The sequence below is a fragment of the Polaribacter sp. genome (assembly GCF_965660385.1).
Classification (GTDB): Bacteria; Bacteroidota; Bacteroidia; order Flavobacteriales; family Flavobacteriaceae; genus Polaribacter.
This window is the reverse complement of sequence record NZ_CBFHZT010000026.1, coordinates 18100-43204: the sequence shown is the minus strand read 5'-3', so window position 1 is coordinate 43204 and position 25105 is coordinate 18100. Positions and strand designations below refer to the sequence as shown.

Annotated in this window: 12 protein-coding genes; 9 read left to right on the top strand and 3 right to left on the bottom strand. The window is 30.7% G+C overall.

Annotated features, from left to right (window positions below):
- Positions 1-122: 122 nt before the first annotated feature.
- The 3 genes from ACTG3V_RS09475 to ACTG3V_RS09465 all read right to left on the bottom strand — a co-directional run bounded on the left by ACTG3V_RS09475 (position 123) and on the right by ACTG3V_RS09465 (position 7483).
- A complete protein-coding gene (locus ACTG3V_RS09475; RefSeq protein ID WP_439131926.1) occupies positions 123-1769 on the bottom strand; it encodes a solute:sodium symporter family transporter in 1647 nt (548 codons plus the stop codon).
- Between the two features lie 25 nt (positions 1770-1794).
- On the bottom strand, positions 1795-3363 hold the full coding sequence (locus tag ACTG3V_RS09470; protein WP_439131925.1) for a sulfatase family protein: 1569 nt from the start codon (positions 3361-3363) through the stop codon (positions 1795-1797).
- Positions 3364-3490: 127 nt separating this feature from the next.
- Positions 3491-7483, bottom strand: coding sequence for a hybrid sensor histidine kinase/response regulator transcription factor (locus ACTG3V_RS09465; protein ID WP_439131924.1), 3993 nt, complete (start codon positions 7481-7483; stop codon positions 3491-3493).
- 233 nt (positions 7484-7716) lie between these two features.
- Between ACTG3V_RS09465 and ACTG3V_RS09460 the strand changes: the two genes are divergently transcribed.
- The 9 genes from ACTG3V_RS09460 (at position 7717) to ACTG3V_RS09420 (ending at position 25071) form a co-directional block, all read left to right on the top strand.
- Entirely contained in the window at positions 7717-10257 is a 2541-nt protein-coding gene (locus ACTG3V_RS09460; protein ID WP_439131923.1) for a T9SS type A sorting domain-containing protein, read from the top strand.
- 28 nt (positions 10258-10285) lie between these two features.
- The gene (locus ACTG3V_RS09455; protein WP_439131922.1) at positions 10286-10468 is read left to right on the top strand and encodes a hypothetical protein; all 183 of its coding nucleotides are present in this window, start codon (positions 10286-10288) and stop codon (positions 10466-10468) included.
- Positions 10469-10540: 72 nt separating this feature from the next.
- Entirely contained in the window at positions 10541-12454 is a 1914-nt protein-coding gene (locus ACTG3V_RS09450) for a right-handed parallel beta-helix repeat-containing protein (RefSeq protein ID WP_439131921.1), read from the top strand.
- A 36-nt stretch (positions 12455-12490) separates the two neighbouring features.
- Complete coding sequence (locus ACTG3V_RS09445; RefSeq protein ID WP_439131920.1) at positions 12491-15607, top strand: SusC/RagA family TonB-linked outer membrane protein; 3117 nt, start codon at positions 12491-12493, stop codon at positions 15605-15607.
- A gap of 11 nt (positions 15608-15618) precedes the next feature.
- Positions 15619-17262 carry a RagB/SusD family nutrient uptake outer membrane protein gene (locus ACTG3V_RS09440; protein ID WP_439131919.1) on the top strand — a complete coding sequence of 548 codons (1644 nt, stop codon included), beginning with the start codon at positions 15619-15621 and terminating at the stop codon, positions 17260-17262.
- Positions 17263-17303: 41 nt separating this feature from the next.
- Positions 17304-19109 carry an alpha-1,3-galactosidase-related protein gene (locus tag ACTG3V_RS09435; RefSeq protein WP_439131918.1) on the top strand — a complete coding sequence of 602 codons (1806 nt, stop codon included), beginning with the start codon at positions 17304-17306 and terminating at the stop codon, positions 19107-19109.
- A 152-nt stretch (positions 19110-19261) separates the two neighbouring features.
- Positions 19262-20599, top strand: coding sequence for a T9SS type A sorting domain-containing protein (locus ACTG3V_RS09430; protein WP_439131917.1), 1338 nt, complete (start codon positions 19262-19264; stop codon positions 20597-20599).
- A gap of 19 nt (positions 20600-20618) precedes the next feature.
- Positions 20619-23300, top strand: coding sequence for a LamG-like jellyroll fold domain-containing protein (locus ACTG3V_RS09425; RefSeq protein WP_439131916.1), 2682 nt, complete (start codon positions 20619-20621; stop codon positions 23298-23300).
- A gap of 4 nt (positions 23301-23304) precedes the next feature.
- Positions 23305-25071: a right-handed parallel beta-helix repeat-containing protein gene (locus ACTG3V_RS09420; protein ID WP_439131915.1), complete on the top strand. Its 1767-nt coding sequence runs from the start codon at positions 23305-23307 to the stop codon at positions 25069-25071.
- Positions 25072-25105: the final 34 nt, after the last annotated feature.

The window sequence follows — 25105 nt, the reverse complement described above, 5'->3', positions numbered from 1 at the left end:
TTTTTTTATTTGAATTAGATAAATTATCACTAATGACAACATCAAAATTATGGTTGATTAATTGGATAACAGTATAAGCCTATGTAGCCACAACCTAACTTTTGCTAATACTTTTTGTTGTATTATGCAAAATAGATATAAACGAATAAAACAATTAAAGTTATTAAAACACCAACGCTATTAACATACTTCCAAGGTTTAATGTCTACTTGTTTGGTATATTCCTGAATAAAAGCTGTTTTTCTAGGTTTAATTTTTCCGATAATTAACATAATTAAAATATTAAGGACAAATAAAATAGCCATTACATCTAAAAAGTGAGGATATGCTTGAGATTCAATCAAAGCCAATTCAGCAGGTTCTGTAATTCCTATTAATTTAGCCTCATCTAAAGCAGTATTAATAAAATAAGGTTGTAAAAAAAACTGACTGATTACGTATAACAAACACCCAGATAATAAACCTATTTTAGCAGCAATAGCTGGTACTTTATTAGTGGTAAACCCAATTACAATTATGGTTAATATTGGTATGCTATAAATACCATTGATTTCTTGTAAATAATCAAACAAACTCCCTGCCTTTGCAATTAAAGGAGCAATGCACATTGCTGCTATTGCCAAAATAACACCAAATGTTTTACCGTATTTTACTACTGTTTTTTCGTCTGCTTTTTTGTTGATATGTTGCTTATAAACGTCAATTCCAAATAACGTAACTGAACTATTTAACACACTATTAAAAGAACTTAGAATTGCCCCAAATAAGACTGCTGCAAAAAAACCAACCCATTGAGCAGGCAATACTTTTTTAACTAACATAGGATATGCACTATCTGCAGTTTCTAAATTCCCATTAAAAATATGATAAGCAATTAGCCCTGGTAAAACTACAATTAAAGGTCCTAAAATTTTAATAAAAGAAGCTAACAACAATCCTTTTTGGCCTTCTTTCAAATTTTTTGCACCCAATGCTCTCTGAATAATTTGTTGATTTGTGCCCCAATAAAACAATTGCACTAACATCATTCCTGTAAAAATGGTGTAAAACGGAACTGGATCTGTTACACCCCCAATAGAATTAAATTTATCTGGATGCTCTGTTACTAAAACATTTAAACCCTCAGCTAAATTTCCATCACCAATTAGTAATAGACCAAATATGGGAATTAATAAACCACCAATTAACAAGCCGATTGCATTAATTGAATCTGAGACAGCAACTGCTTTTAATCCGCCAAAAACTGCATAAATTGATCCTATAATACCAATTCCCCAAACACAAATCCAAATGGATTGTGTGTGTGTTACCCCTAAAAGTGAAGGAACATCGAACATTCCACTAATGGCTAAGGAACCAGAGTATAAAATAACAGGCAACAAAACAACTACATAACCTGTTAAGAATAATATTGAAGTAAGTGTTTTTGTACTAACATCAAACCTTTTTTCTAAAAAACCTGGAACTGTTGTTAGACCACTTTTTAAATATTTTGGTAATAAATAAACAGCAGTGATAATCATGGCAATTGCCGCTAATGTTTCCCAAACCATTACTGATAAACCACTTGTATAGGCAGAACCATTTAAACCCACAATTTGTTCCGTAGATAAATTGGTCAATAACAAAGAACCTGCAATGACACCCGCAGTTAAACTTCGGCCTCCTAAAAAATAACCATCAGATGAAGTTTCTGCTGTTTTTCTTGTTGCTAAATATGAAATTACTGCAACTAATATCGTAAAGCCTAAAAATGTAAGTATTTGCATAGAGGAATTTTTTCTTAATTAATAATTATTTAAAAACCACTTCTTTAACCCCTTTTTGATAATCTTTACCTCTTAAGCTGATAAAAATTCGCTTCATTTTTTTTAATTGTTCAGGATTTGATTCTGCTATATTATTTTGTTGTGCCTTATCATCTTTTAAGTAATAGAGTTGTTCATGAGGAAAATTACCAACTTCTATGCCTACAGCTTTTCTAAAGTTTTTGCCTTTATATGCTGGTATGTATAACCAATCTCCACTTCGTAAAGCTGTTTTCCCTGTAGCTTCTATGATTAAATTGTTTCTCCCTTTTTTAGATTTTCCTAAAAAGGTTTGAAGTAAGTTTTTACTATCTGAAGTGCTTTCTTTAGCACCCACCAAATCTGCAATAGAAGCTAATAAATCCACCTGACAAACAATGGCACTTGAAGTTTGTGGTATGATTTTACCTTTCCAATAGGTAATAAAAGGAACTCTTGTACCTGCTTCATAAATACTGTACTTACCACCTCTTAAACCTCCTTTAGGGTCGTGTTTACCAACTTTTTCCACAGCATCATCATAATATCCATCGTTTAAAACAGGACCATTATCACTTGAAAAAATGATTAGGGTATTTTCTAAAACACCTTCTTCTTTTAGTGTTTTCATAAATTCACCAATCATACAATCTGCTTCTAAAATAACATCACCTCTTGGACCCATTCCTGATTTGCCAACAAATCTTGGATGAGGAGTTCTTGGTACATGTGGTTGTTGCATAGCATAATATAAAAAGAAAGGTTTTTCTTTATGTGTTTTTACATAATTTTGGGCTTTTTCTAAAAACTGATCAGCCATTTCTGTATCTGTCCATTTTGCGTTTTCTCCACCTTTCATATAACCGATTCTTGGAATTCCGTTTACAATACTACTATTATGACCATGATGCCATTTCATTTTTAGCATTTCTGGATTTGAAATAGCTGTTGGCTCACCTTCAAAATTTTCTTTATAATTTACTTGAATAGGATCATTTTTATCTAAACCAACCACATTTCCATCCTTTATATAGACAGTTGGAACCCGATCTTGAGTGGCTGCCATTATATAAGACTCGTCAAAACCAACTTCATTTGGACCAGGTGTTACTTTTTCGTTCCAATTTACAATTCCAGTTCCCAAACCTAAATGCCATTTCCCTACAATTGCTGTTTGATAACCTTGCTTTTTTAATAGTTTGGGTAATGTTTGTTGTTCTGTAGAAATTAAAAGAGGAGCTGTACCTGGTAAAATCTTTGCTTTTTTGTTTCTCCATGGATACATTCCTGTTAATAATGCATATCTACTTGGGGTACATGTTGCTGAAGAAGCATAACCATTTGTAAATTTTATGCCTCCATTTGCTAAAGCATCAATATTTGGTGTTTGAAGTTCAGTAGCCCCATAAGAACTTACATCTCCATAACCTAAGTCATCTAGATAAATGACAATTATATTAGGAACCTTAATTTTGTTATTTTTAGTTTTTTCTTTTGGCGTACCTGGTGTGTTACAACTTGTAAAAACTATAAAAAAAGTAATTATTAGAAGAAAGAATGGTTTCAATTTAATCATGGTGTGTATGAAATTAGTTTACTCTTCAAAACTAACTTGAAACTTTTTGAAATATCTTTTTTTATGTAACAATTACCTTTATGATTGTAACATTAAGTTACCTTTATGAAAATTATCAAATAATGTTTTACTTTTTTATTTCTGATAATTCTTTTAATTGTTCAATATATTTGCTTGGTGTAATTCCTTTTTCTTTTTTAAATAAAGTAATAAAATGTGCATAACTATTAATACCAACACCATCCATTGCTTCTTGAACTCGATCACAGCCGTCATCAAACATTTGAATTGCTTCTTTTATTCGGATGGAATTGATAAAAGCAGTTGTATTTGAACCAATTAAAGTCTTTAATTTTCTGTGTAGTTGCATTCTACTTAAACCTAATTCTGTAGATAACATTTCTACTGAAAAATTTGGGTTTGACATTTGTTTTTTGATGATTTCACCTGCCTTTAATACAAATTTCTGATCAAATGAAACATAATGATTTTTCGTTTTTTCTGGTATCCCTTTTACCAAATGCTCTCTAAAACTATTTCTAGTTTCAGAAATATTTTTCACTTTTTGAAGTAATTGAGAGGTGTTAAAAGGTTTAGCAATATAATCCCAAGCACCAACTTTTAAACCTCTATTGTAAAATTCTTCATCAGTTTTTGCAGTTAGCATTAAAATTGGAATATGAGAAACCAAGATGTTTTTTTTGATTTTTTCACACATTGCAACACCATCCAATTCTGGCATCATTACATCCGTTATTACAATATCTGGCAGTTCTTTGATACACATCTCAACACCTTCAAACCCGTTAGTAGCTTCAACCACTTTATAATCACTTAATAATATATTTCTGAGATATTTTCTTAAGTCATGATCATCTTCAACAATTAAAATTTTTTCTTTTCCATTTTCTTCATTTTCCTCAATTTCTTCGTTGGTATTTGGGGTATCTCCAGGTGTAAAATGACTAGGTATAACCAAAGGTATATCGTCTTTTGATAAAAACTCTTCTTCTGTAAAAGCTTTGGACGAAACAGGCAACGTAATCATAAACTCTGTACCCCCTAATGCACTATTTAATACATTGATTTCACCTTTATGCGCTTCAATCAGTTTTGCGGTTAGATGTAAACCAATACCTGAGGAATCTCTATCTTTTCCATGCACATACCGTTCAAATATTCTTCTTTTGTTAGTTTGTGAAATACCTTTTCCACTGTCTTTAATCAGAATCACAAAATATTCTAAATCGTGTTTCCAAGTAGGTTTTATTTCAATTTCTATAACACCTCCATAAGGTGTGTATTTAAATGCATTTGATAGTAAATTGTAAATTACTTTTTCTAAAATGTCTTTATCAAAATGGCAAAAATAGCTTTCTGGGGAAATTATACTGAGTTTAATATCTGTACTTTCTGCTTGCCATTCAAAAGATTTGGAAACATTTTTTACGAAAGCACATAAATCATTTCTAGAAACTTGTAAGATATTTATACCTGAATTTATTTTTCTAAAATCGAGCAGTTGGTTCACTAAATTCATCATTCTATTAGTGTTTCTTGATAAAATATTATAGCAAAATTTTTTGTGACTTGTAGAAGTATTATTTTTAATCAAATCGTCTAAAGGGCCAATAATTAAAGATAATGGTGTTTTAAATTCGTGTGCTACATCCGTAAAGAAAACTAATTTCATTTCATTGATTTCTTTCTCTTGTTCGTTTTTTAAGTTTGATAACTCTATTTGCGTTCTTAGCTTTTGCTTGTTTGACCAAAAATAAAAAATGGTATATAAAATTAAACTAATCAATAAAAAATATAAAAGATAAGCCCACCAAGAATTCCAAGGTGCAGGTTTGATATTAATATTTATACTTTTAGATTCGTTTGACCATTTTCCATCAGGATTCGTAGCTTGTACAATCAATTTATAATTTCCACTAGGTATTCTAGAATACTTTGCAGTTCTTTTATTATTAGCAACTACCTGCCAATTTTTATCATAATTTATGAGTTTATATCTGTACTTATTTACTTTTACATTAGCATAGTTTGTACTCGTAAACTCAATGGTAAAGTCGTTTTGTTTGTAACTAAACACTAAGTCTTTAGTTTTGTTTAATCTTTGATGTAATAAGGTTGATCCTAAAATATTCTCATTAACTTTTACAGTTTTATTATTGACCAAAAGTTTAGTCAAAGAAATTTTTGAAGGAAAAGGATTTGTAACGAGTTCATCAAATTTTAAGTAATTTATTCCAGAAATGTTTCCAAAAAAGAGTTGACCATTTTCATTACTAGACACAGCTTCTGTAAAAGTATTGGTGAGTAATCCATCATTATAATTATAGTTATAAGATACTTCTGAGTTTGGAGAATACTTAATAATACCTTGAGAATTCGTAAGCCATAAATTTGAGTCTTTATCGCTTATAACACCCATAATTTTCTTGTTCTTAATATGTTCTGAAGAAATTGCTAAAAATTTATTCTGCTCTAAACTTTTTTGAAGAAGGCCCGTATCTGTGCCAACAAACAAGGTTCCTTTTTTGTCTTGATAAAAACACCAAATAGAATTGTTTGGAATATGATAAGAGCCTGTCATCTCTTCATTATAACTTTCTAGAGAAATCATTTCTCCAGACTCATTTAGGTTTATTTTGAATAATCCTTTAGAAATTGTAGCGACCCAAATTGCATTTTGAAAATAATCGAATTTTAAAGCAATTACTCTAATATTCCGTAAACTTTCAAAATTTTGAAATTTTTCTGGGATAAAATTAGTGGATTTTGAGTCTTTATAAATCAATCCTTTAAAAGAACCAAAATATTGATTCCCAAATTTATCTTTACAAAAACTGGTAACAATTAAGTCTTTTTCTTTGTTTGTGTTTTGAAAAATAGAAACCGGTTCAAATTCTCCTTTACCTACATTTTTCTCTACATACAAACCTTTAGTTGTCGCTAAGTGTATTCTACCATTTAAGGTATCTACTTTAAATGCTTTTGCTTCTTTATCAATATTAATAAGATTATTTGACTTAGTAGAGAAGTTATAGCTATAAAATTTATCAGTTTGAAATCCATAATAAACCCTATCATTGGTAGCAAAAAGAGTTCTTACATGGCCTCGTTTGGCAATTGGCAAACTACTAAATTTTTTACTCTCTAAATTAGAATATAAAAGTCCTTTTCTATTAGAAACCCAAAGTGTATGATTTTCATCTAAGAAAACTTGATTGATAGGATTGTTTAAAAGTGAGTTTTGATTATTGTAATCAGCAGCTTCAGTCTTGGTTAAAGTTTTGGTTTTCATATTAAAATGAATTAAACCATTTTGAAAAGTAGCAATCCATAAATCACTATTTGTGCCTTCAATTACAGAAAGGATATCAAAATTTGCTAAACTTTTTTCTTGTACTAGTTTCCCATCAATTACTTCAAATAACCCTTTTTTTCCACCTGTCCAAACTTTATTAGAAGTCGTATTTACAATAGTTCGAAAAGGCATATAATCTGAGTCTTTTAATATAGTATATGTATCATTTTGAAATAACCATAAACCTTTATTAGTTGCATAAATAATTTGATTATCACCAATCAAATCAATCTTTTTAACTTGAATTCCAGTGAGTGGGCTTTGTAAGATTTCTACTTTTAAAATATTTTGATTTTCTGATATTTTCAGTAGTCCATTTTCAGTAGCCACAAGAATATTTCCAGCAGCATCTTGTATAAGATCATTAATAATCTCAAAACTTTCTGGAACTTTTAATCTTTTTATGTTTCCTGATTTTAAAGAGTAATAATTTAAACCATAACCATCTGTACCCGCCCAAATACGGCTTTTATCATCTTCTAATAAACAACGTATTCTATTGCTTGATAAACTAAACTCATCCTCGTTTTTATGAAAAAAACTTTCTACAGTATAGCCATCAAACCTATTTAAACCATCATAAGTCCCCACCCATAAAAAACCTTCTGAGTCTTGAATTATAGAACTCACATCATGTTGGGATAATCCATCTTGCACAGTTAATGCGTTAAACTGCAATCTCTGAGCGGAAACTGTATAAAAGGTACCGAGGATAAATAATAAATGTAAAAAATACCTGGTCATGTATAAGAATTAAATATCTGTTAGTTTTTACCAAAGAAAATAAATAAAAATTAAAAAAAACACCTTAAACACTATTAAATATTCAATTTGTTACAATAGTAAAACTCATTGATACATAACAAAACACCGTTAACAAGCCCTTTTTCTAATTTTGAGGAGTGATATTTTAATGTGATTTAAAATTTCACTTCTCAATCAAATTATGAATTCAAAACAATAACAAATTACAGATTATGAAACAAAAAAATTTTTTAGTGGCATTTTTATGCTTCTTTATTTCTACAAGTCTTTTTAGTGTTGATAGATATGTTGGAACAACAATAACTGATGGTGGTGCAACTTTGGGTTCTCAAGCAAATCCACATCCTACAGTTAGTGGTGCAGTTTCAGCTGCTAGTGATAACGACAAAATAATTATCCTTGGGACAGTAACTCAAACAGGTGAAATTACACTTGATAAAAATTTAACTTTTGAGGGGCAATCAGAGGCAACTATAACTGGAAACGGTTCAAATAGGCTATTTGTCATTTCAGCTTCAGACATTTCAATTTCATTTTCAGACATTATTTTTCAAGGAATAGCGTCAATAGATCCTGACCCAGGAAACTCAGCACCAACAGATTATGCTGGAGGAGTTCTATTTAACACTCAGGCAAATTTTAATTTAACCATTACAAACTGTGTTTTTTCTGGAAATTCTTCTACCTCTACATCAGGTGGTGGTGCTCTTTATTTAAGCGGTGGAGGCACGACTACCGCAAATATTTCAAATAGCACATTTTATAATAATCAAATTGTAACTGCTACAACTCTAGAAGCTCGAGGTGGGGCAATTATTGTTTACAATGCTACTGTAAATTTAACCAATTGTACTTTCTTTGAAAACAAATTAGCAAGAACAGGAAATTTTAACGGTGCAGCAGTTAGAGCTAGTGCAAGTGGTGCTACTGTAAATGCAACAAACTGTTTATTTTACAACAATCAAGTTAGTGGTGGTGCTAATTCCGATTTCAATGCTGTACCAGGTGCTTCAATGACAATGACCAACTGTCTTGCACAATATCAAAACAATCTTGATACAAATAATAACTCAACAATCACAAATTCAGACTATCTTTCAGCATCAAACCTTGTATGGAATTCTTCAATGAATAGAGTTATTTTTTCTGCACCAAATTCATTGTCTGATGCTACTCCAATTGATTTCGGAAATGACAATAATGATGCAGGAGCTTGGGATTCTGAAATCAATATTTTTGAGGGTACAACGTCTATTTTATGGTCTGAAGACTCAAATTGGTCTAGTGGCACTGCTCCAGTTGGAGATGGTACAGAAAACATAGCTATAATAGGATCAATTTGTAATATGTTCTCCACTGGAATTGCTGTAAATGATATTAAAGTTACAACTGAATTGAGAATCCAAAATCAAAACGTTTTTATTGTAAACGGAGAATCTGATATAACTGGTACAGTACGTTATTTTGCAAACCTACAAAACGATGCTGATAATACTAAAGCTTGGTATTTGGTTGCCTCTCCTTTATCTGGTGAGGTTTTTGATACAGCTTTTGCAGACAAAAATGATCTTGCTTCAGGTACTGGGTCAAATAGAGGGCTTGCAACATATAACCCAAGTAATAGTGATTGGTCATACTTTACAGGCACAAATATACCTGCAAATTCTGGTAAAGGTTTTTCTATGAAAATTACTCCAGATAATATAACATTTGAAGCAAGTGGAGGCGAATACGCAAATAATGAAGTTGGTTTTGAGGGAGATTTTAACACAGAGGATGTCACTATTACCACTAACACTACTGGGTTTAATTTATTAGGTAATCCTTATGTTGCTCATATAAATACTGCAACATTTTTAGGGGATGCTTCTGGAATAGACAAATCACAAATTTGGGTGTGGAATCAAACTTTAAATGGTGGAGCTGGACAATATGAAGCTCAAGTATCTGGGGATAATTTTATGTTAGCACCTGCTCAAGGTTTTTTTGTAAAAGTAACTACTCCAGGGAATCTCAATTTTGCAGAATCAAACCAAGCAACAACAGGTGGTACATTTCAAAAAACTGCCAGAACTGAATTAAAATTATTAGTTTCTGATGGTAAAAATAGTCGCTTTACTAAAATCTATTTCTTAGATAATGCAACCAAAGGTTATGACTTTGGCTGGGAGGGAGAAGTTTTTGATGGGGTTAAAAATGATTTTGAACTCTTTACGCACTTAGTAAAGGATAATCAAGGTAAAAACTATCAAATACAATCTTTACCAAAATCTGAACTTGAGTCTTTAACGATACCTTTGGGAATTATTGCTGAAGCAGAAAAAGAATTAACATTCTCTTTAAAGTCATTTAATTTTCCCTTAGGAGTTAAAGTTTATTTAGAAGATAGATCAAACAATACTTTTAATGAAATCTCTAAAACAGAAAACTTTAAAATTTCTTTGCTGGAAGCTACAAATGATGTGGGTCGTTTTTACCTACACACCTCTTCTTCTGCTTTAAGCACTGAAAGTGTAAATTTAAATAGTATTAGTATCTATTCTACTAATAATTCTACTTTAAGAATTGTTGGTTTATCTCAAGGAAAATCAAATGTAAAGATGTTTAATGTTTTAGGCAAACAAGTTTTAAATACTGCTTTTACCTCGAATGGTGTTTATGATTTGAATCTTCCCAAATTAGCTACTGGAATTTACATTGTTCAGTTAGAAAATAATAATGGAACATTGAATAAAAAAATTGTTTTAGAATAATTCATCAAACCTTAAGCTCGATCACAACATGAAAAAAAATATAAAAAATACCCAAGATAATCCTCAAGAAATCACTCGTAAAGACGCTATTAAAAAAATAGGAAATTACGGAAAATATGCAGCTTTAACAGCTTTAGGAACTTACATGATTTTGAACCCTCAAAAAGCGCAAGCTAGCTCTGTTCCATCAGATCCGGGTGCAGGATTCTAAAATAAATAAATTAAAACCATCCGTAATTTTAATTACGGATAGGTCTTTATAAACTAGAAATAAAATCAATCAATGAAGTTAAATCCAGAAACTCCAAAATATAGAATCTTCAAAAAGAAATTGGTGTTTTTTATACTTTTCTTAGCCATGACAAGTTATGGCCAAAAAGTATTAAACTTATCAGAGTTTAATATTAAAGCTAATAAAGATGCTACACCAATTGTTGTAAAAGCATTAAAAAAAGCTAAAGAAGAAGGTGTAAGTAAACTTATTTTTCCAAAAGGCACATATCATTTTTATCCAACTTTTGCACCTGAAATCTATTGTGAAATTACCAATAATGATAATGGTTTAAAAAGAACATCTTTTCCTTTGATTGATTTTCATAATTTCGAAATCGATGGAGGTGGATCAGATTTTATATATCATGGTAAAATGATTCCCTTTATTATTGAGGAGAGCTCAGATATTAAAGTTACTAATTTAAGTGTAGATTGGGAAGTTCCTTTTGCATTAGAAGGTTTAGTTGTTGCCAAAGATATGAATACTAAAACTTTTGATATTGAAGTAAAATCTCCTTATGAAGTAAAGTTTGGGCATTTATATTTAAAATTAGAAAGACCAGACACGCCTTATGAAAGAAAATATGGAAAACGATTTGCGTATTGGGAGCACTACAATCTTGAAATAGGTCAGAATATATTTTGGGACCCAAAAACAATGGCTCCTTTGTACAATACTCAAATGTACAATATGCCAGAAAAAGGAATTTATGCAGAGGAATTAAAAAAAGGATTGATTAGAATTACTACCAAAATGAAAAAATTACCTCCTATTGGATCTATTATGGTTTCTAAAGGAGAATACTTACAAAATAGAACAAGTCCTGCTTTTAGAATTTTTAAATCTCAAGATTTAGAATTCAAGAATGTGAATGTACATCATGCAGGTGCAATGGGTTTAATTGCAGAAAGGTCAGAAAACATTACATTAGATAGTTTTAATGTAGTATTAAGAGAAGGTTCTGGAAGAATGGTTACTACTACAGCAGATGCTACGCATTTTTGTAACGTAAAAGGTACAGTAGTTATAAAAAATTCTACCTTCGAAAACATGCTAGATGATGCCACAAATATCCATGGCACTTATGTTAGAGTTAACAAAATAATAGATAATTATACGTTGGCTGTAGAAACCTATCATCCACATCAAAATGGCTATTTGTTTGGAGAGGAGGGAGATAGGGTTCAAATTATTGAGCAAGCCAATATTCAACCAACAACATCTACCATGATTTTAAAAAAGGTAGAAAGAGTTAATGAAAAAGTCTCATACATCACATTTGATAAACCAATAACAGGAAAAGTTAACGTTTATGATGGTGTAGAAAATATTTCTTGGCATGCTTCGGCGATAATAGAGAATAACATAGTTAGAAATAATAGAGCACGTAGTTTTTTAATTTCTACTCCAAGAAAAGTTACGGTTCGTAATAACCATTTATCATCACAAATGGCAAGTTTTAGATTAACAGGAGATTTAGGTTTATGGAACGAATCTGGACCAAATGAAGGTTTGTTAATTGAAAATAATCTTATTGAAAATGCAGTTTATGGTGGTAATGGACCACAATCTATATTTTTAATTGATCCTCAATATCAAAACAAGAAAAATTTTGATGGAACTTATAGCAAAAACATTACCATTAGAAAAAATACCATCAAAACATTTGACAGTTCCATTTTACATGCTATTTCAGTAGATGGGCTTGTTTTTGAAAACAATACGATTTTTCAAACAAATAAATACAAACCTCTTTTCCCTAGCATCTCTAATTTAAGAATTGTAAATTGTAATAACGTTTCTATTAAAGGAAATGAATATAAAAGCTTAGATGGTAAAGAAGGGACGTTAACGATTGATTCAAAATCTACAAATGTAAAAACATCTAAAAAAGATGATTTTAAAATCAAAAAATCAAAATAAATAAAGTCTTTAAAATAACTACCTAAAACTTTAAAAATGAAAAAAAATAGTATCATTTTATTACTTACTCTTATCTCGTTTCAGTTTTCTTTTAGTCAGATAACTGTTTCAGGTAAAGTTACAGATACAGAAGGTAATCTTTTACCCAGTGTTACAATACTAATTAAGGGTACTCAAATTGGAGATATTTCTGATTTTGATGGTAAATATAGCATTGAATTACCCAATGCAGAGAGTGTTCTTGTATTTAGCTACTTAGGAATGAAAACTATAGAAGTAAAGTATAATGGAAAAAAAATAATTAATGTTCAACTAGAGGAAGAAGCAAATAGCCTAGATGAAATTGTAGTTATTGGTTATGGAGTTACAAAGAAAAGCGATGTAACTGGTGCTGTTTCTGGTATAAAACCAAAAACACTTATGGAGTCGCAAACTACAGATGTTTTTTCAGCAATGCAAGGTAGAGTTTCTGGAGTTCAAATATCTTCAGATTCTGGGCAACCTGGAGGAGGAAATAACATAACTGTTCGTGGTCAAACATCTATAAATGGTACATCCTCTCCTCTTTTTGTAATAGATGGTGTTCAAATAGATGTAAATTATGATGAAGTTGCAACTACAGGTTCCTCACAAGCAAGAATAAATCCCTTAACAGGTATTAATCCTGCAGATATAGAATCTATAGATATATTAAAAGATGCGTCTGCAACAGCAATTTATGGTTCAAGAGGAGCAAATGGGGTTGTAATTATCACTACAAAATCAGGTTCTTCAGATGGTCGTATATCTGCTGAGTATAGTTACAATTTAGGAATTTCAGAGGTTGTAAAAAAATTATCGGTTTTATCTGCAGAAGATTATATAACCTACCAACAAGATATAAGTAATGATCAATTTTTAAATCAAGATACTAACAATGATGGCAATTTCGATACTCCTAGAGATTTTACTCAGATACCTTCTTTTGATTGGCAAGAAGAAGGTTTAAGAACTGCTATAAGTCATCAACATCAGTTATCAGTAAGAGGAGGTAATAAAACCACCAACTATTCTGTTGGCTTAGGTGCTTTACAACAAGAAGGACTTGTTGTAAACAATGACTATGAACAATATAATTTAAGAATGCGATTAAAAACTGATATTAATGACAAACTTAGTCTAACGTTCAATTCTAATGGTTCTTATTCTGTATTGGGTGGTATAGCCAATAATGGTGGTCCTGATAGTTTTACTGGGATAACTCAATTTCTTGTAATTGGTAATCCTTGGAATATTAGAACAGACGATATTGTTTTTGCAGATGATGCTTTCATAAGCCCTTTAGATTTAATTAATGAATCTGATAAACAAACTAGCATTTTTAGACTTTTTGGTAACATGAACATTAACTATAAATTTACTGATAATTTAAGTTATACAGGTTTTACAGGTATTAATATTAGTAATTCTAAGGTAAAAGAATTTTATAATTCAAACACAGGTTGGGGTAGATTACAAAATGGTAGAGCAAGAGTAAAAGAAGTAAATACCTATTCTATCAATCATTCCTCACGATTAAATTTTAGAAAAAGTTTTAATCCGAATCACAGAATTGATGCTTTAGCAGGTTTTGAAATTTTTCACTACAACTTTGAAGATTTTTTAAACGAAGTTATCGGGTTTGAAAACCAAACAACAGGAGTTAATAATATTAGCGTTGGAACTTCTGTTAGTCAATACAGTACCCAAAGGTTTTCTACAAATAGAGTTTCCTTTTTAAGTAGAATGAATTATACCCTACACAAAAGATTTATTTTAACTGCAACTATTAGAGCAGATGGTTCAGATAAATTTGGAGAAGGAAATAGATGGGGTTATTTCCCTTCTGGAGCATTAGCTTGGAAAATGACTAATGAATCGTTTATAAAAAACATTAGTGCAATTTCTAATCTAAAATTAAGATTAAGTTATGGAGCTACAGGAAATGAAAGAATACCTGCATACACCTACCTAGCTCAACTAAATCCTGCATTCTATGCAAGTAATGATAATCTTATCTTTGGTTTGGCTCCATCAACACTTCCAAATCCAGATTTAAAATGGGAAACTACAGAACAACTTAACGCAGGTATTGACTTAGGACTTTTTGGAGGAAGGGTAAATTTAACTGCAGATGTTTACAAAAAAATAACTACAGATTTATTATTGAATGCACCCATACCTTCACAAAGTGGGTTCAATTCACAATTTCAAAATATAGGTAGAATAGACAATTCTGGTGTTGAATTACAATTATCTACTTTCAATGTTAATAAAGGTGATTTCAAATGGAAAACAGATTTTAATATTACTTTTAATAGAAATGAGGTGAAAGATTTAGGTGGTGCCGAATTTATTCCTATTAGTACTTTTGGTGGGTGGCAAGCCAATGTTGGTAGAGTAATTGTTGGTGAACAAATTGGTACAATGTACGGTTATAAGTTTGATGGAATTTATCAGATTGAGGATTTTACATGGCAAAACAATAGCGACCCTAATGTGGCTTTTGAAGACAGAAACTTCATTTTAAAAGACGGACTTCCTGTATATTCTGGTACCGCACTTCCAGGTAGAATGAAGTATTCAGATTTAAATGGTGATGGTTTTGTAAATGATGAAGATAGACAAGTTATTGGGGATAGTAATCCCATACACTTTGGTGGAATTAATAATACTTTTACTTATAAAAATTTCGATTTATCTGTATTCTTCCAATGGTCTTATGGTAATGAGTTGTATAATGCAGCAAAAGTTAGGCTTAATGGAGTACAACCTTGGATGAATATTTCTCAAGATTATTTTGAGAATAATTGGACTCCCCAAAACCCTACTAATACTGCTCCTGCATATCGTCAATTAGATCAACAAATAGCATCCTCTTACTACGTAGAAGATGGTTCTTATCTTAGATTAAAAACGGTTTCTTTGGGGTATCGATTACCTAAAAATATCACTCAAAAATTAGGTTTCAAATCTTTAAGATTTAACTTAATAGGTAATAATTTATTAACATGGACTAACTATACAGGTTGGGATCCAGAAGTTAATTTTAATAACCCTCTTCTTTCAGGTCTAGATAGAATAGCTTACCCAAGAGCGAGAAATTTTACTATAAGTTTTAACGCAACATTCTAAACAAACAAACCATGAAAAATATTATAAAAAACACTTTATTTTTAGCTTTTATAGTTTTAATAGCTTCATGTGAAGATATATTAGAGCCAACACCATATTCATTTACATCACCAGAAAATTTTTATAAAACTCCACAAGACGCTGAAATAGCTTTAGTAGGTGTTTATAATACAATTACTGCTGGGGATATTCAAGGTCAAGGAAATGCAGATTCCTTTAGAAGAGATCTCTTTGAAATGCTAGTGGGTGGTACAGGTGAAGGAGTTGTACCTCAGCAATTTTCAAATAATAGAGGAGGACAGTTTGGAACAGCAGCTTTTACTAGTCAAGATGTTGATTTAAATTTTAATTGGTTTTTCCTTTATGCTGGGATTAGTAGAGCAAATAGTCTTCTTGAAAATTTACCTAATATCCCAGATGCTGATTTTGCAGGTACAAGAAAAATTGAAATTGAAGCTGAAGCAAAACTATTAAGAGGATTTTTTCATACCATACTTTCTATGATGCATGGAGCTATTCCTGTATATACAAGTACTAATGATAGTCCTACTAAAGCAAGACAGTCTGTTCAAGAAGTTTATGCTCAAATAATATCAGATTATGAATTTGCTTATCAAAACCTTCAAAACAGAGGACCTTTAGCTTCCAGTGTAAATAAATGGACTGCTGCTGGGTTATTAGTAAAAGTACACACCTACTTAGCAAGTATGAAAATTAATGGTCTAAGTGACTTTGGTTTTACGCTGAACAGTTTTAATTGGGTAGATGAAAATGTAAGTTATCAAAATGCAGTTACCATCTCTGGAGATATTGTTGCTAACAGTGGTTATGGTTTAACACAAAATTACGATCGCCTTTTTAGAGAATCTACTAAATCTGCACAAGCTGAAGAAGTTATGTTTGCAGCAGAAGGCTCATCAGATGCTTCACAACAGGTTATTACAATCGTTATCAATAGTTTTATTCCACAAGGAAATGCAAGAAGAGTTGGTGGTGGTTCTGGCTGGACACGTCCAACAGGAGAACTTTTTGATCTGTATAACTCAAACGATTTTCGATTTAGCCATAATGTTTCTGGAAACTTAGGAGGTAATCCAAACATACTTCAAACAATAGAAATTGATGGTGTTAGATATTATCAACCTCGTGACTTAGCTGGAAAAGGTTCTGGATTTATGAGTATAGGTAAATATCGAATGAAAGATCCTGATCAGAAATCCTACGCTCCATGGGCTTCAGGTATCTCAATTCCATTATTAAGATATGGAGATATACTTTTATTACGAGCTGAAGCACTTTTCTATACAGGCAATGAAGCTGGTGCTCGAGCAATATTAACAGAATTACGTCAAAGATCAGTTATTGCTCCTGCAACAGTTACAGACCTTAATTCTGAATATTTTAACTCAAATTTTGCTAAAGAGTTACAAGATGAACGCTCTAGAGAGCTGTGTTTTGAAATCTGGAGAAGATTTGATTTGGCTAGATTTAATATTTTCGATCAAACTATAAATTCACTAGACCCAAGTAATGGGGCTTGGAACAGTCATGTTGTGTTATTACAACAAAATTGGTTTTCAGAAAGAGTTTGGTTTCCTATACCATTACAACAAATTGATTTGAATTCAAATCTCAAACAAAATCCTGGCTATTAAAATTCCTTCAATGAAAAATTAATTTTAAAACCTTAATAAACATGAAAAGGTTTCTATTAGTTACCCTTTTAACTGTCACTTGTTCTTATTGGACTATAGCACAAGAAAAAAATCCAATCATTATATCACCTAAACAGGGTGATATGACACTTATAATTAGGAATATTATAGAAAATACCAAAACAAAAGATTTACATTTAGTATTTAAAAAAGGTATATATAAGTTCAATCCAGATTATGCTTTTGGTAAGTATTTAGATATTACAAACCATGGCAATGGCTACAAGCGTATAGCTTTTGATTTAAGTAAATTTCGAAAAATTACTATTAATGGTAATGGTGCTGAGTTTATTTTTCATGGACAAATAATGCCATTTTTATTCAAAAATTCTGAAGCAGTAACCATAAGTAACCTTACTATTGATTGGGATATTCCATTTACCTTTCTTGGAGAAGTTATTGGTGTAAATGAAAAAGAAGGCTGGCGAGATATAAGACCCTTTAAAAAAGGATTTTCTTGGAAGTTAAAAAAAGGAAGATTACAGTTTCCAAATGTAGATGGTTTTAACTATAATATCTTGGGCAGTACATTAGCTTTTGATGCCCAAAAGAAAAGACCTGTTCATGGTGCTTGGGATATTGAAAGTCATCCTAGGTGGGTAGAAAAATTAAAGAATGGAAATTTAAGATTTCACGAATTCTTAAAACATTATCCACCTGTGGGATCTTTGTTAAGTTCTAAAGGAGATAGAGAGCATGATCGATACGCACCTGCTTTCGATTTTAAGAAATCATCAAATATTAAGCTCGATAATATTACTATTCATCATGCTCTAGGTATGGGGTTTCTTTTTGAACTATCTGAGAATATTCAATTAATTAATTCTGGTATTTATTTAAGAGAAGGTACAAATAGGGTAATATCAACAACAGCAGATGCTACACATTTTGCAAATTGTAAGGGTTCAATTTTAATTGAAAACTGTAGGTTTGAAAATATGCTTGATGATGGTACAAATGTTCATGGGACTTATGTAGTGATTGATAAAGTTATTGATAATAAAACTGTACGAACTAAATTAGTGCATTTTGAACAACGTGGTTTTGAATTTACAAGACCTGGAGATGAGATGTGGTTTATAAAACAACCTTCTCCTGAACGTACTGAAATTGGTCTAGTTAACAACGTAAAATCAATAAACGAAGAGTTTAGTGAAGTCACTTTTAATGCTGAAATTCCAGAAGACCTCAAGCCAGGAGATATTCTAGAAAACAAAACATGGAACCCTGAGTTTACAATGAGAGGCTGCACAATTAAAAATCACAGAGCTAGAAATATTGTCCTTAAAACACCTTTAAAGACCGTGATTGAAAACAATTACTTTTCTTCTATGATGTCATCTATTTTTTTTAGGGGAGAAACTTTTTTTTGGTACGAATCTGGGGCTGTAAATGATGTGCTTATACAAAACAATACATTTGAATATGCTGCCTACAGTGGGGCAGAACATGCTATTTTGAATATTACACCACGTTTAGGAAAATCTTATGATACATCCATTACATATGATAGAAATATACGTTTCATAAATAATACCATAGAAACCTTTGGAAACAGAATTGTATGGGCAGATAGAGTTGATGGACTCATCATAAAAGATAACACAATTATAAAAACCAATAATGCACCTGAATTATATCCTGATGCTCCACTAATAGATTTGAAAAATTGTAAAAATACTATTGTGGAAAAAAACAATTACAAAGGCGATTGTAAAATAGCGATTAAAGCGGATAGACAAAGTCAAAAAACACTTGTTGTAAAAAAGAACAAAGGCTTTAAGTAATTCAATAATCTTACACTAAAATAAATACAGATGTTACATTTCATAAAGTTTATGTTACATCACTAAAAGTTAAAAATTTCACCTTCATTTATATTTGAAGTAGAATAATTTTAATCTAAGAATAAATAATAATTAATTCAAAATTTTACATTATGAAAAAAAATTACATCCTATTAGTATTGTTTTTTACAATATCAATAACACTTGGTCAAGATAATAATTTTAATAATAACGGTGGAGATTTGCTTTGGTCTAACTCAACAAATTGGAGTCTCAATGTAATTCCAAATTCAAGTACTACAGTTCGTTTACCTAATTTATTTGAATCTTTAGTAGATTCAGATTTTACTGTAAAGAGAGTACAAACCACTTTTGCAACAGGTGCTAGTTCTACAACAGAAAATAAAATTACATCAATAGCCGGTTCAGCTGTATTAATTATTGATACTAAAGAAGATATAACAGTTTCTAATCAATATTATGGTATAGAGAACCTTTCAAACAATAATGTAATGCTAAGTTTTAATGGTAACATTACAATTGAAAATTCTATAACGGAAGGCTTAAAGAACACATTAATGCGAAATGGAAATGGGTCTGGTAATTCAATCAGTTTTTCAGAGAATTCATTACTAACATTAAACACCCCACTTGAAGCTAGATCTGGTTCTAGTAATAATTTTGTTTTCAATGGAACTTTGGCAGGGGCAGCACCATTAAGAGTGAATGCAAATATAATATCTACTTTTGGAAGTACATCAAATAATCCTGATTTTGAAGGTGATTTTGTTTGGGTAGGTCCTAATGCTAAAGTTGTTGTAAATACTGCTGATAATAATGTGTTTTTGCCAGCAGAAAGAAAAATCCAAATCAATGGCGCAAATGGAAGTATTGATGTTAATGGTATTAACGTGTATCAAGGAAATATTTCTGTAAATGGTAGTCAATCTTTTACTTTTAACGCAAATGCAAATCAAAGTAATATAGGAGCTATAACTTTCGCTGGAGGAACTGCCAATGGTACATTAAATTTAATTGTAGATACTAGTATTACTGAGCTTTCTTTTTCTAATAGTTCTGAAGTAGAATGGAATTCTGGAACTTTAAATATTACAGGCTATAAAGAAGGCGTTTTAAGATTTGGGACAGATAATACAGGTTTAACCACTGCACAATTAGCACAGATAGTTGTTGATGGTGTTAGTGATTCAGTTGGTTTAAATAGTGATGGGTATTTAGTAAACAAAACTTCATTATCTGCAGACGAATTTAATGAAAGCGTAAAACCAATAGCTTACCCAACACTAACTTCTTCTAAAATATTTTTTAGTAAACCACAAAATAATGTTAAGATTATCAACTTAAAAGGGCAAGTTTTAAGAGATGTTCTTACAGAAAATCAAGAAGAAATTTCTGTAGATTTTTTAAGTACAGGGTTGTATTTAATTGTTTTTGATAATAAAAAAGCAGAAAAATTCATAAAAAAATAAATAGTTTAAAAAACACATTATGAGAAACATATTTGTAATTTTTATTTTGTTTTTTACACTAAGTAGCTCTGCTCAACAACTGGGTTCTGTACCCTCTTTTTTTAGAGTTCAGCGTGAGCTACCTTTATTAGATTTAAACACTACTACAACAATTAATGTTTCTGATTATGGAGCTATCATCAATGATGGTAAAGATGATGTTACTGCAATAAGAAATGCAATAAATGCTGTAAAAAGTATTGCTACAGCTCAAAACCCAGTGCGTTTACTTTTTGAATCTGGTACTTACGATATTATGTATGCTGGGACTTCTTCGCATGTAATTGATATAGCAGATATTGATGGCTTGCTTTGGGATGGCCAAAATGCAGAATTTCTATTACACAATCCAACAATTGGTTTTTTGGCTTTACTGCGTTGTGAAAACACCATTTTAAAAGATTTTTCTATAGACCATGCTATACTTCCTTTTTCTCAAGGAATAGTAACAAACATAAATAAAGCAGAAGGTTATTTTGATTTTGTTTTAGAGGACTTTTCACCAGAACCTACAACAGATCCTTTTTTTAACTCACCACAAAGATGGGGTATGTTTAAGAATGCAAAAGGAGGTATTAAAGAAGGTACTAGAAATTTAATTCCACACAATCGTTTTTTCGAATCAATTGGTACAAGAACATATAGATATGGTGGGCAAAATGCTAACACTCTTGTTAATGCAGCAATTGGCGATTATTTTGTACATATTGGTAGATATAATGGTGCTACATTAATGAGAAATACACAAGGCAAAAACATCACCTATATGAACATTACAGGTTACGCAAGCGCTTCAGGTGGTTTTAATTCTAGAGATTGTTATGAATGGAACGTAATCAATTGCCATATAAAGCTAAAAGAAGGTAGAGTGCATAGTGTTAATGCAGATGCTATGCATACAAATGGTAATTATATTGGTCCTTGGGTAGAAAATTGTTCTTTTGAGGGGTTTTCTGACGATTTTATGAACATCAAATACTCTAGAAGAACAATAAAAGAAATACATAGTCCTACAGAAATTACAATTCAATTCGATTTAGATGTTGGAGAAAAATTAGAGTTTTTCAATCCTAGAGATGCTGAACTCATTGGAACAGCAACAGTTAGTGCTGTACAAAATTTAGGAAGTAATTTATTTAGAATAACGCTTTCTAATGCTGTTAATTTGACCACTGTCAATGAAGATGATGATCAACTAGCAGATAAATTATATGTAGAAAGTCGTTCTAATGAATCTTTTATTTTTAGAAATAATATTGTTCGAAATTCAAGAAGATATGGAATTCTTATACAAAGCAAATATGCACTAATAGAAAACAATCTTTTCCAAAATTTAAGTGGTGCTGGTATTCGCATTGAAAATGGTGTTGATTGGACTGAGGGCTTTAGAGCTCATGAAATTGAAATTCGTAACAATAGATTCGAAAATTGTGGTTATGATGATAGTTATGTAAATGAAGAAAACTCTGCAGCTATTTCTGTTGACTTTGCAAAAGTAAAAATACCTTGTATACGAAATGGAGGAAGGTTTTGTGGCACAGAAACAAGTAACTATAGAGCACATAGTAATATCAGAATAATAGACAATACCATCCTTTACAATAAAAAAGGAATGTATTTAAAGAACATTGAAGGACTAACAGTAAGCAATAATTTTATTTGTCATAGAGATGAAGATATCACACTAAGTAGTGGCGAAAATCCTGAAGATATTATTATTTTAAATAGTGGAAACGTTAGTAATACAGCAAAAGAAGCTACACTACCAAATGCTGATTTTCAATTTTTATTGAACGATACTTCACAAGAAACAACCATCAATAATAGTGGAAGTAATCAAAACATAGGTGTAGAAATAAACACAACAGATGGTGAAATTATTCAAGGTTTTACGGACTTAGAAATAGGGAATACTTTTAAAATAATTACAGCTGGTAATGGTCGTTTGAGTTTAATCAACAAAAATGATAATTCTGCATATGCTGGGCCACTAAATGGTCAAGCAAGAAGCTATTCTTTTTGGATTAAACCAGAAGAAGCTATTTTTCATACATTACTCTATAGTGGTGGTCCTTCAGAAGGAAGTGTTTTTGCCATACAAATGCAAACAAATGGTGTATTAAGGGTTACAGATAATGACAATAATTTTGTTAGAATGGATGATTTGCCTTTAGATATTGGCAAATGGAACCATGTTGCAATTACTGTTCCTGAAAATAATACTTTTTTCAGTATACAATTGTTTAAAAATGGCGTCGCTTCTAATGAAACAAAAACAGGTAAAAATGTTCTGATAAACACAGCAGAAAATAAAGTCGATTTTGTTCCAAGATTTAAAGGATTAATTAGTGACATCCGCTTTTTTGATTATAAATTATGTGGTGCTCAAGTCGAAACAATATATAATGATTGGCAAAGAGCCTTATCAACGCAGGATTTCAATATAGCTAATGACAAAATAAAAGTATATCCAACTGTTACAAAAGGTAAAATAAATTTTACTAAACCTATCCAATATCTTACTATTTATAATCTTCTGGGTAAAAAATATATTTCTGAAGAAAACATTAATAAAGATAGTTTTGATGTATCAAACTTATCTCCCGGTTTATATATTTTAAAAATTAACAATCAACAAATTACTAAGATTTTAAAAGAATAAACAGATGAAAAAAACTATTTTAATACTCATTCTATGCATTTTGGGCTTTTCGTCTCACGCTCAATATAATTTTACATTGCCAGATCATTTTAGAACAAAACGTAACTTACCTTTAGTAGATTTTCCTACAAGTATGAATATAAAGTTGAGCGATTTTGGAGCAATACCAAATGATGGTAAAAATGATGCACCAGCCGTTACAAAAGCACTAAATTTTTGCAAAAAAATAACTTCAACAGGATCAGCTGTAAAATTAATTTTTGAAAAGGGAACGTATGATTTATTTAGTGATCCAAAACTAGAAAGAAGATCTCATATTATAAATTTACAAAACGCCAATAATATTATTATTGATGGGAATGGTTCAGAACTTATCATTCACGATCCTTTAAAAGGCTTTTTTAGTGTCTTTAAATCGAAAAATATTATTCTTAAAAATTTATTTATAGATTATGATCCGTTGCCATTTACGCAAGGAAAAATAGTAAACATAGACTTGAAAGCACGTGTTTTTGATTTAAAATTAGATGAAGGCTTTCCAAAATTAAGCCACGAAATGTTTCAAAATGCGTCTCGAGTTTGGGGTATGTTAATGGATCCTAAAATTCCTGGAAAATTAAAAGATGGTGCACCTAACCTTTTTGCTTCTAAAGAATTTGAAGAAATCTCTACAGGTGTATTCAGAATAAAAATAAGGGCAATTAACCTTCTTAAAGCAATGAATGTAGGAGATTTATATGTTCATATGGCAAGAACAAATGGTAGAAGCGTTTTTAAATCTGGCCACAGTAAAAACATTACCTACCTTAATAACACTAATTATTCCAGTCCTGCAGGTACTTACAACGCTTTTGAAATGGAAGAATGGAATATTATTGGTGCTCAAGTAAAATTAAAACCAGGTAGATTGCATAGTGCAAATGCAGATTGTATGCATGTAAATGGTGGTAAATTTGGGCCTTGGATAGAGAACTCTCTTTTTGAAGGTTATAGTGATGATGCTGTAAATATGAAATCTACAAAAAGAAATATTTTACAGCAAAAATCGCCAACACAACTCATCGTTAAATTTAATATTCAAAAAGATGAAGTTATTAATATATACAATCCAAGAGAAGGTATTTTAATAGGTCAATATAAAGTTTTAGAGAGTAAGTTTCTTGGAGAAAATCAAATGAAATTAACGTTAGACAAACCTATTGACATTGAATTAAATACTGGAGAAACCAAAAAAAATGATCTTATTTACGTAGATTCTAGATCTAATGAGTCTTTTGTTATTAGAAACAATACGTTTAAAAATGCGCGTAGGTATGGAATTCTTTTACAAAATTCTTACGGAATTATAGAACGAAATGTGTTTCAAAATTTAAGTCAATCTGCAATTACATTAGAGAATGGTGTAGATTGGGGAGAAGGCTTTATTGCAAATAACATTTTAATTCAAAATAATATTTTTAACAATTGTGGTTATGACTCAGCTTTTTTAAAAGAAGAAAGCGCTGCAACCATAAAAATGAGTGTTGGCAAACTTAAAAACCCAGAATCTAAAAAGAAATGGAGTGGTGTTGCTAGAGCAGATTGGAAAGGCATAAAAAATATTACCATTATTAACAATACCTTTAAATACAATAAACACGCATTATTTGTAGAATGTTCTGTAAATACAGTAATTAAAGGCAATAGATTTATTCGTAATTCAAAAGATCCATCAGAAGAAACTGAGCTCATTCTTAAGAATAACAATACCAATTTAGTTTTCGAAGATTAAGTGGCTTTATGTTTTTTCAATTTTTACTAAAAAT

Excerpts from the sequence above, each read along its gene's own strand:
- ACTG3V_RS09475 (WP_439131926.1), bottom strand. The coding sequence starts at position 1,769 with ATGCAAATACTTACATTTTTAGGCTTTACGATATTAGTTGCAGTAATT.
- ACTG3V_RS09470 (WP_439131925.1), bottom strand. The coding sequence starts at position 3,363 with ATGATTAAATTGAAACCATTCTTTCTTCTAATAATTACTTTTTTTATA.
- ACTG3V_RS09465 (WP_439131924.1), bottom strand. The coding sequence starts at position 7,483 with ATGACCAGGTATTTTTTACATTTATTATTTATCCTCGGTACCTTTTAT.
- ACTG3V_RS09460 (WP_439131923.1), top strand. The coding sequence starts at position 7,717 with ATGAAACAAAAAAATTTTTTAGTGGCATTTTTATGCTTCTTTATTTCT.
- ACTG3V_RS09455 (WP_439131922.1), top strand. The coding sequence starts at position 10,286 with ATGAAAAAAAATATAAAAAATACCCAAGATAATCCTCAAGAAATCACT.
- ACTG3V_RS09450 (WP_439131921.1), top strand. The coding sequence starts at position 10,541 with ATGAAGTTAAATCCAGAAACTCCAAAATATAGAATCTTCAAAAAGAAA.
- ACTG3V_RS09445 (WP_439131920.1), top strand. The coding sequence starts at position 12,491 with ATGAAAAAAAATAGTATCATTTTATTACTTACTCTTATCTCGTTTCAG.
- ACTG3V_RS09440 (WP_439131919.1), top strand. The coding sequence starts at position 15,619 with ATGAAAAATATTATAAAAAACACTTTATTTTTAGCTTTTATAGTTTTA.
- ACTG3V_RS09435 (WP_439131918.1), top strand. The coding sequence starts at position 17,304 with ATGAAAAGGTTTCTATTAGTTACCCTTTTAACTGTCACTTGTTCTTAT.
- ACTG3V_RS09430 (WP_439131917.1), top strand. The coding sequence starts at position 19,262 with ATGAAAAAAAATTACATCCTATTAGTATTGTTTTTTACAATATCAATA.
- ACTG3V_RS09425 (WP_439131916.1), top strand. The coding sequence starts at position 20,619 with ATGAGAAACATATTTGTAATTTTTATTTTGTTTTTTACACTAAGTAGC.
- ACTG3V_RS09420 (WP_439131915.1), top strand. The coding sequence starts at position 23,305 with ATGAAAAAAACTATTTTAATACTCATTCTATGCATTTTGGGCTTTTCG.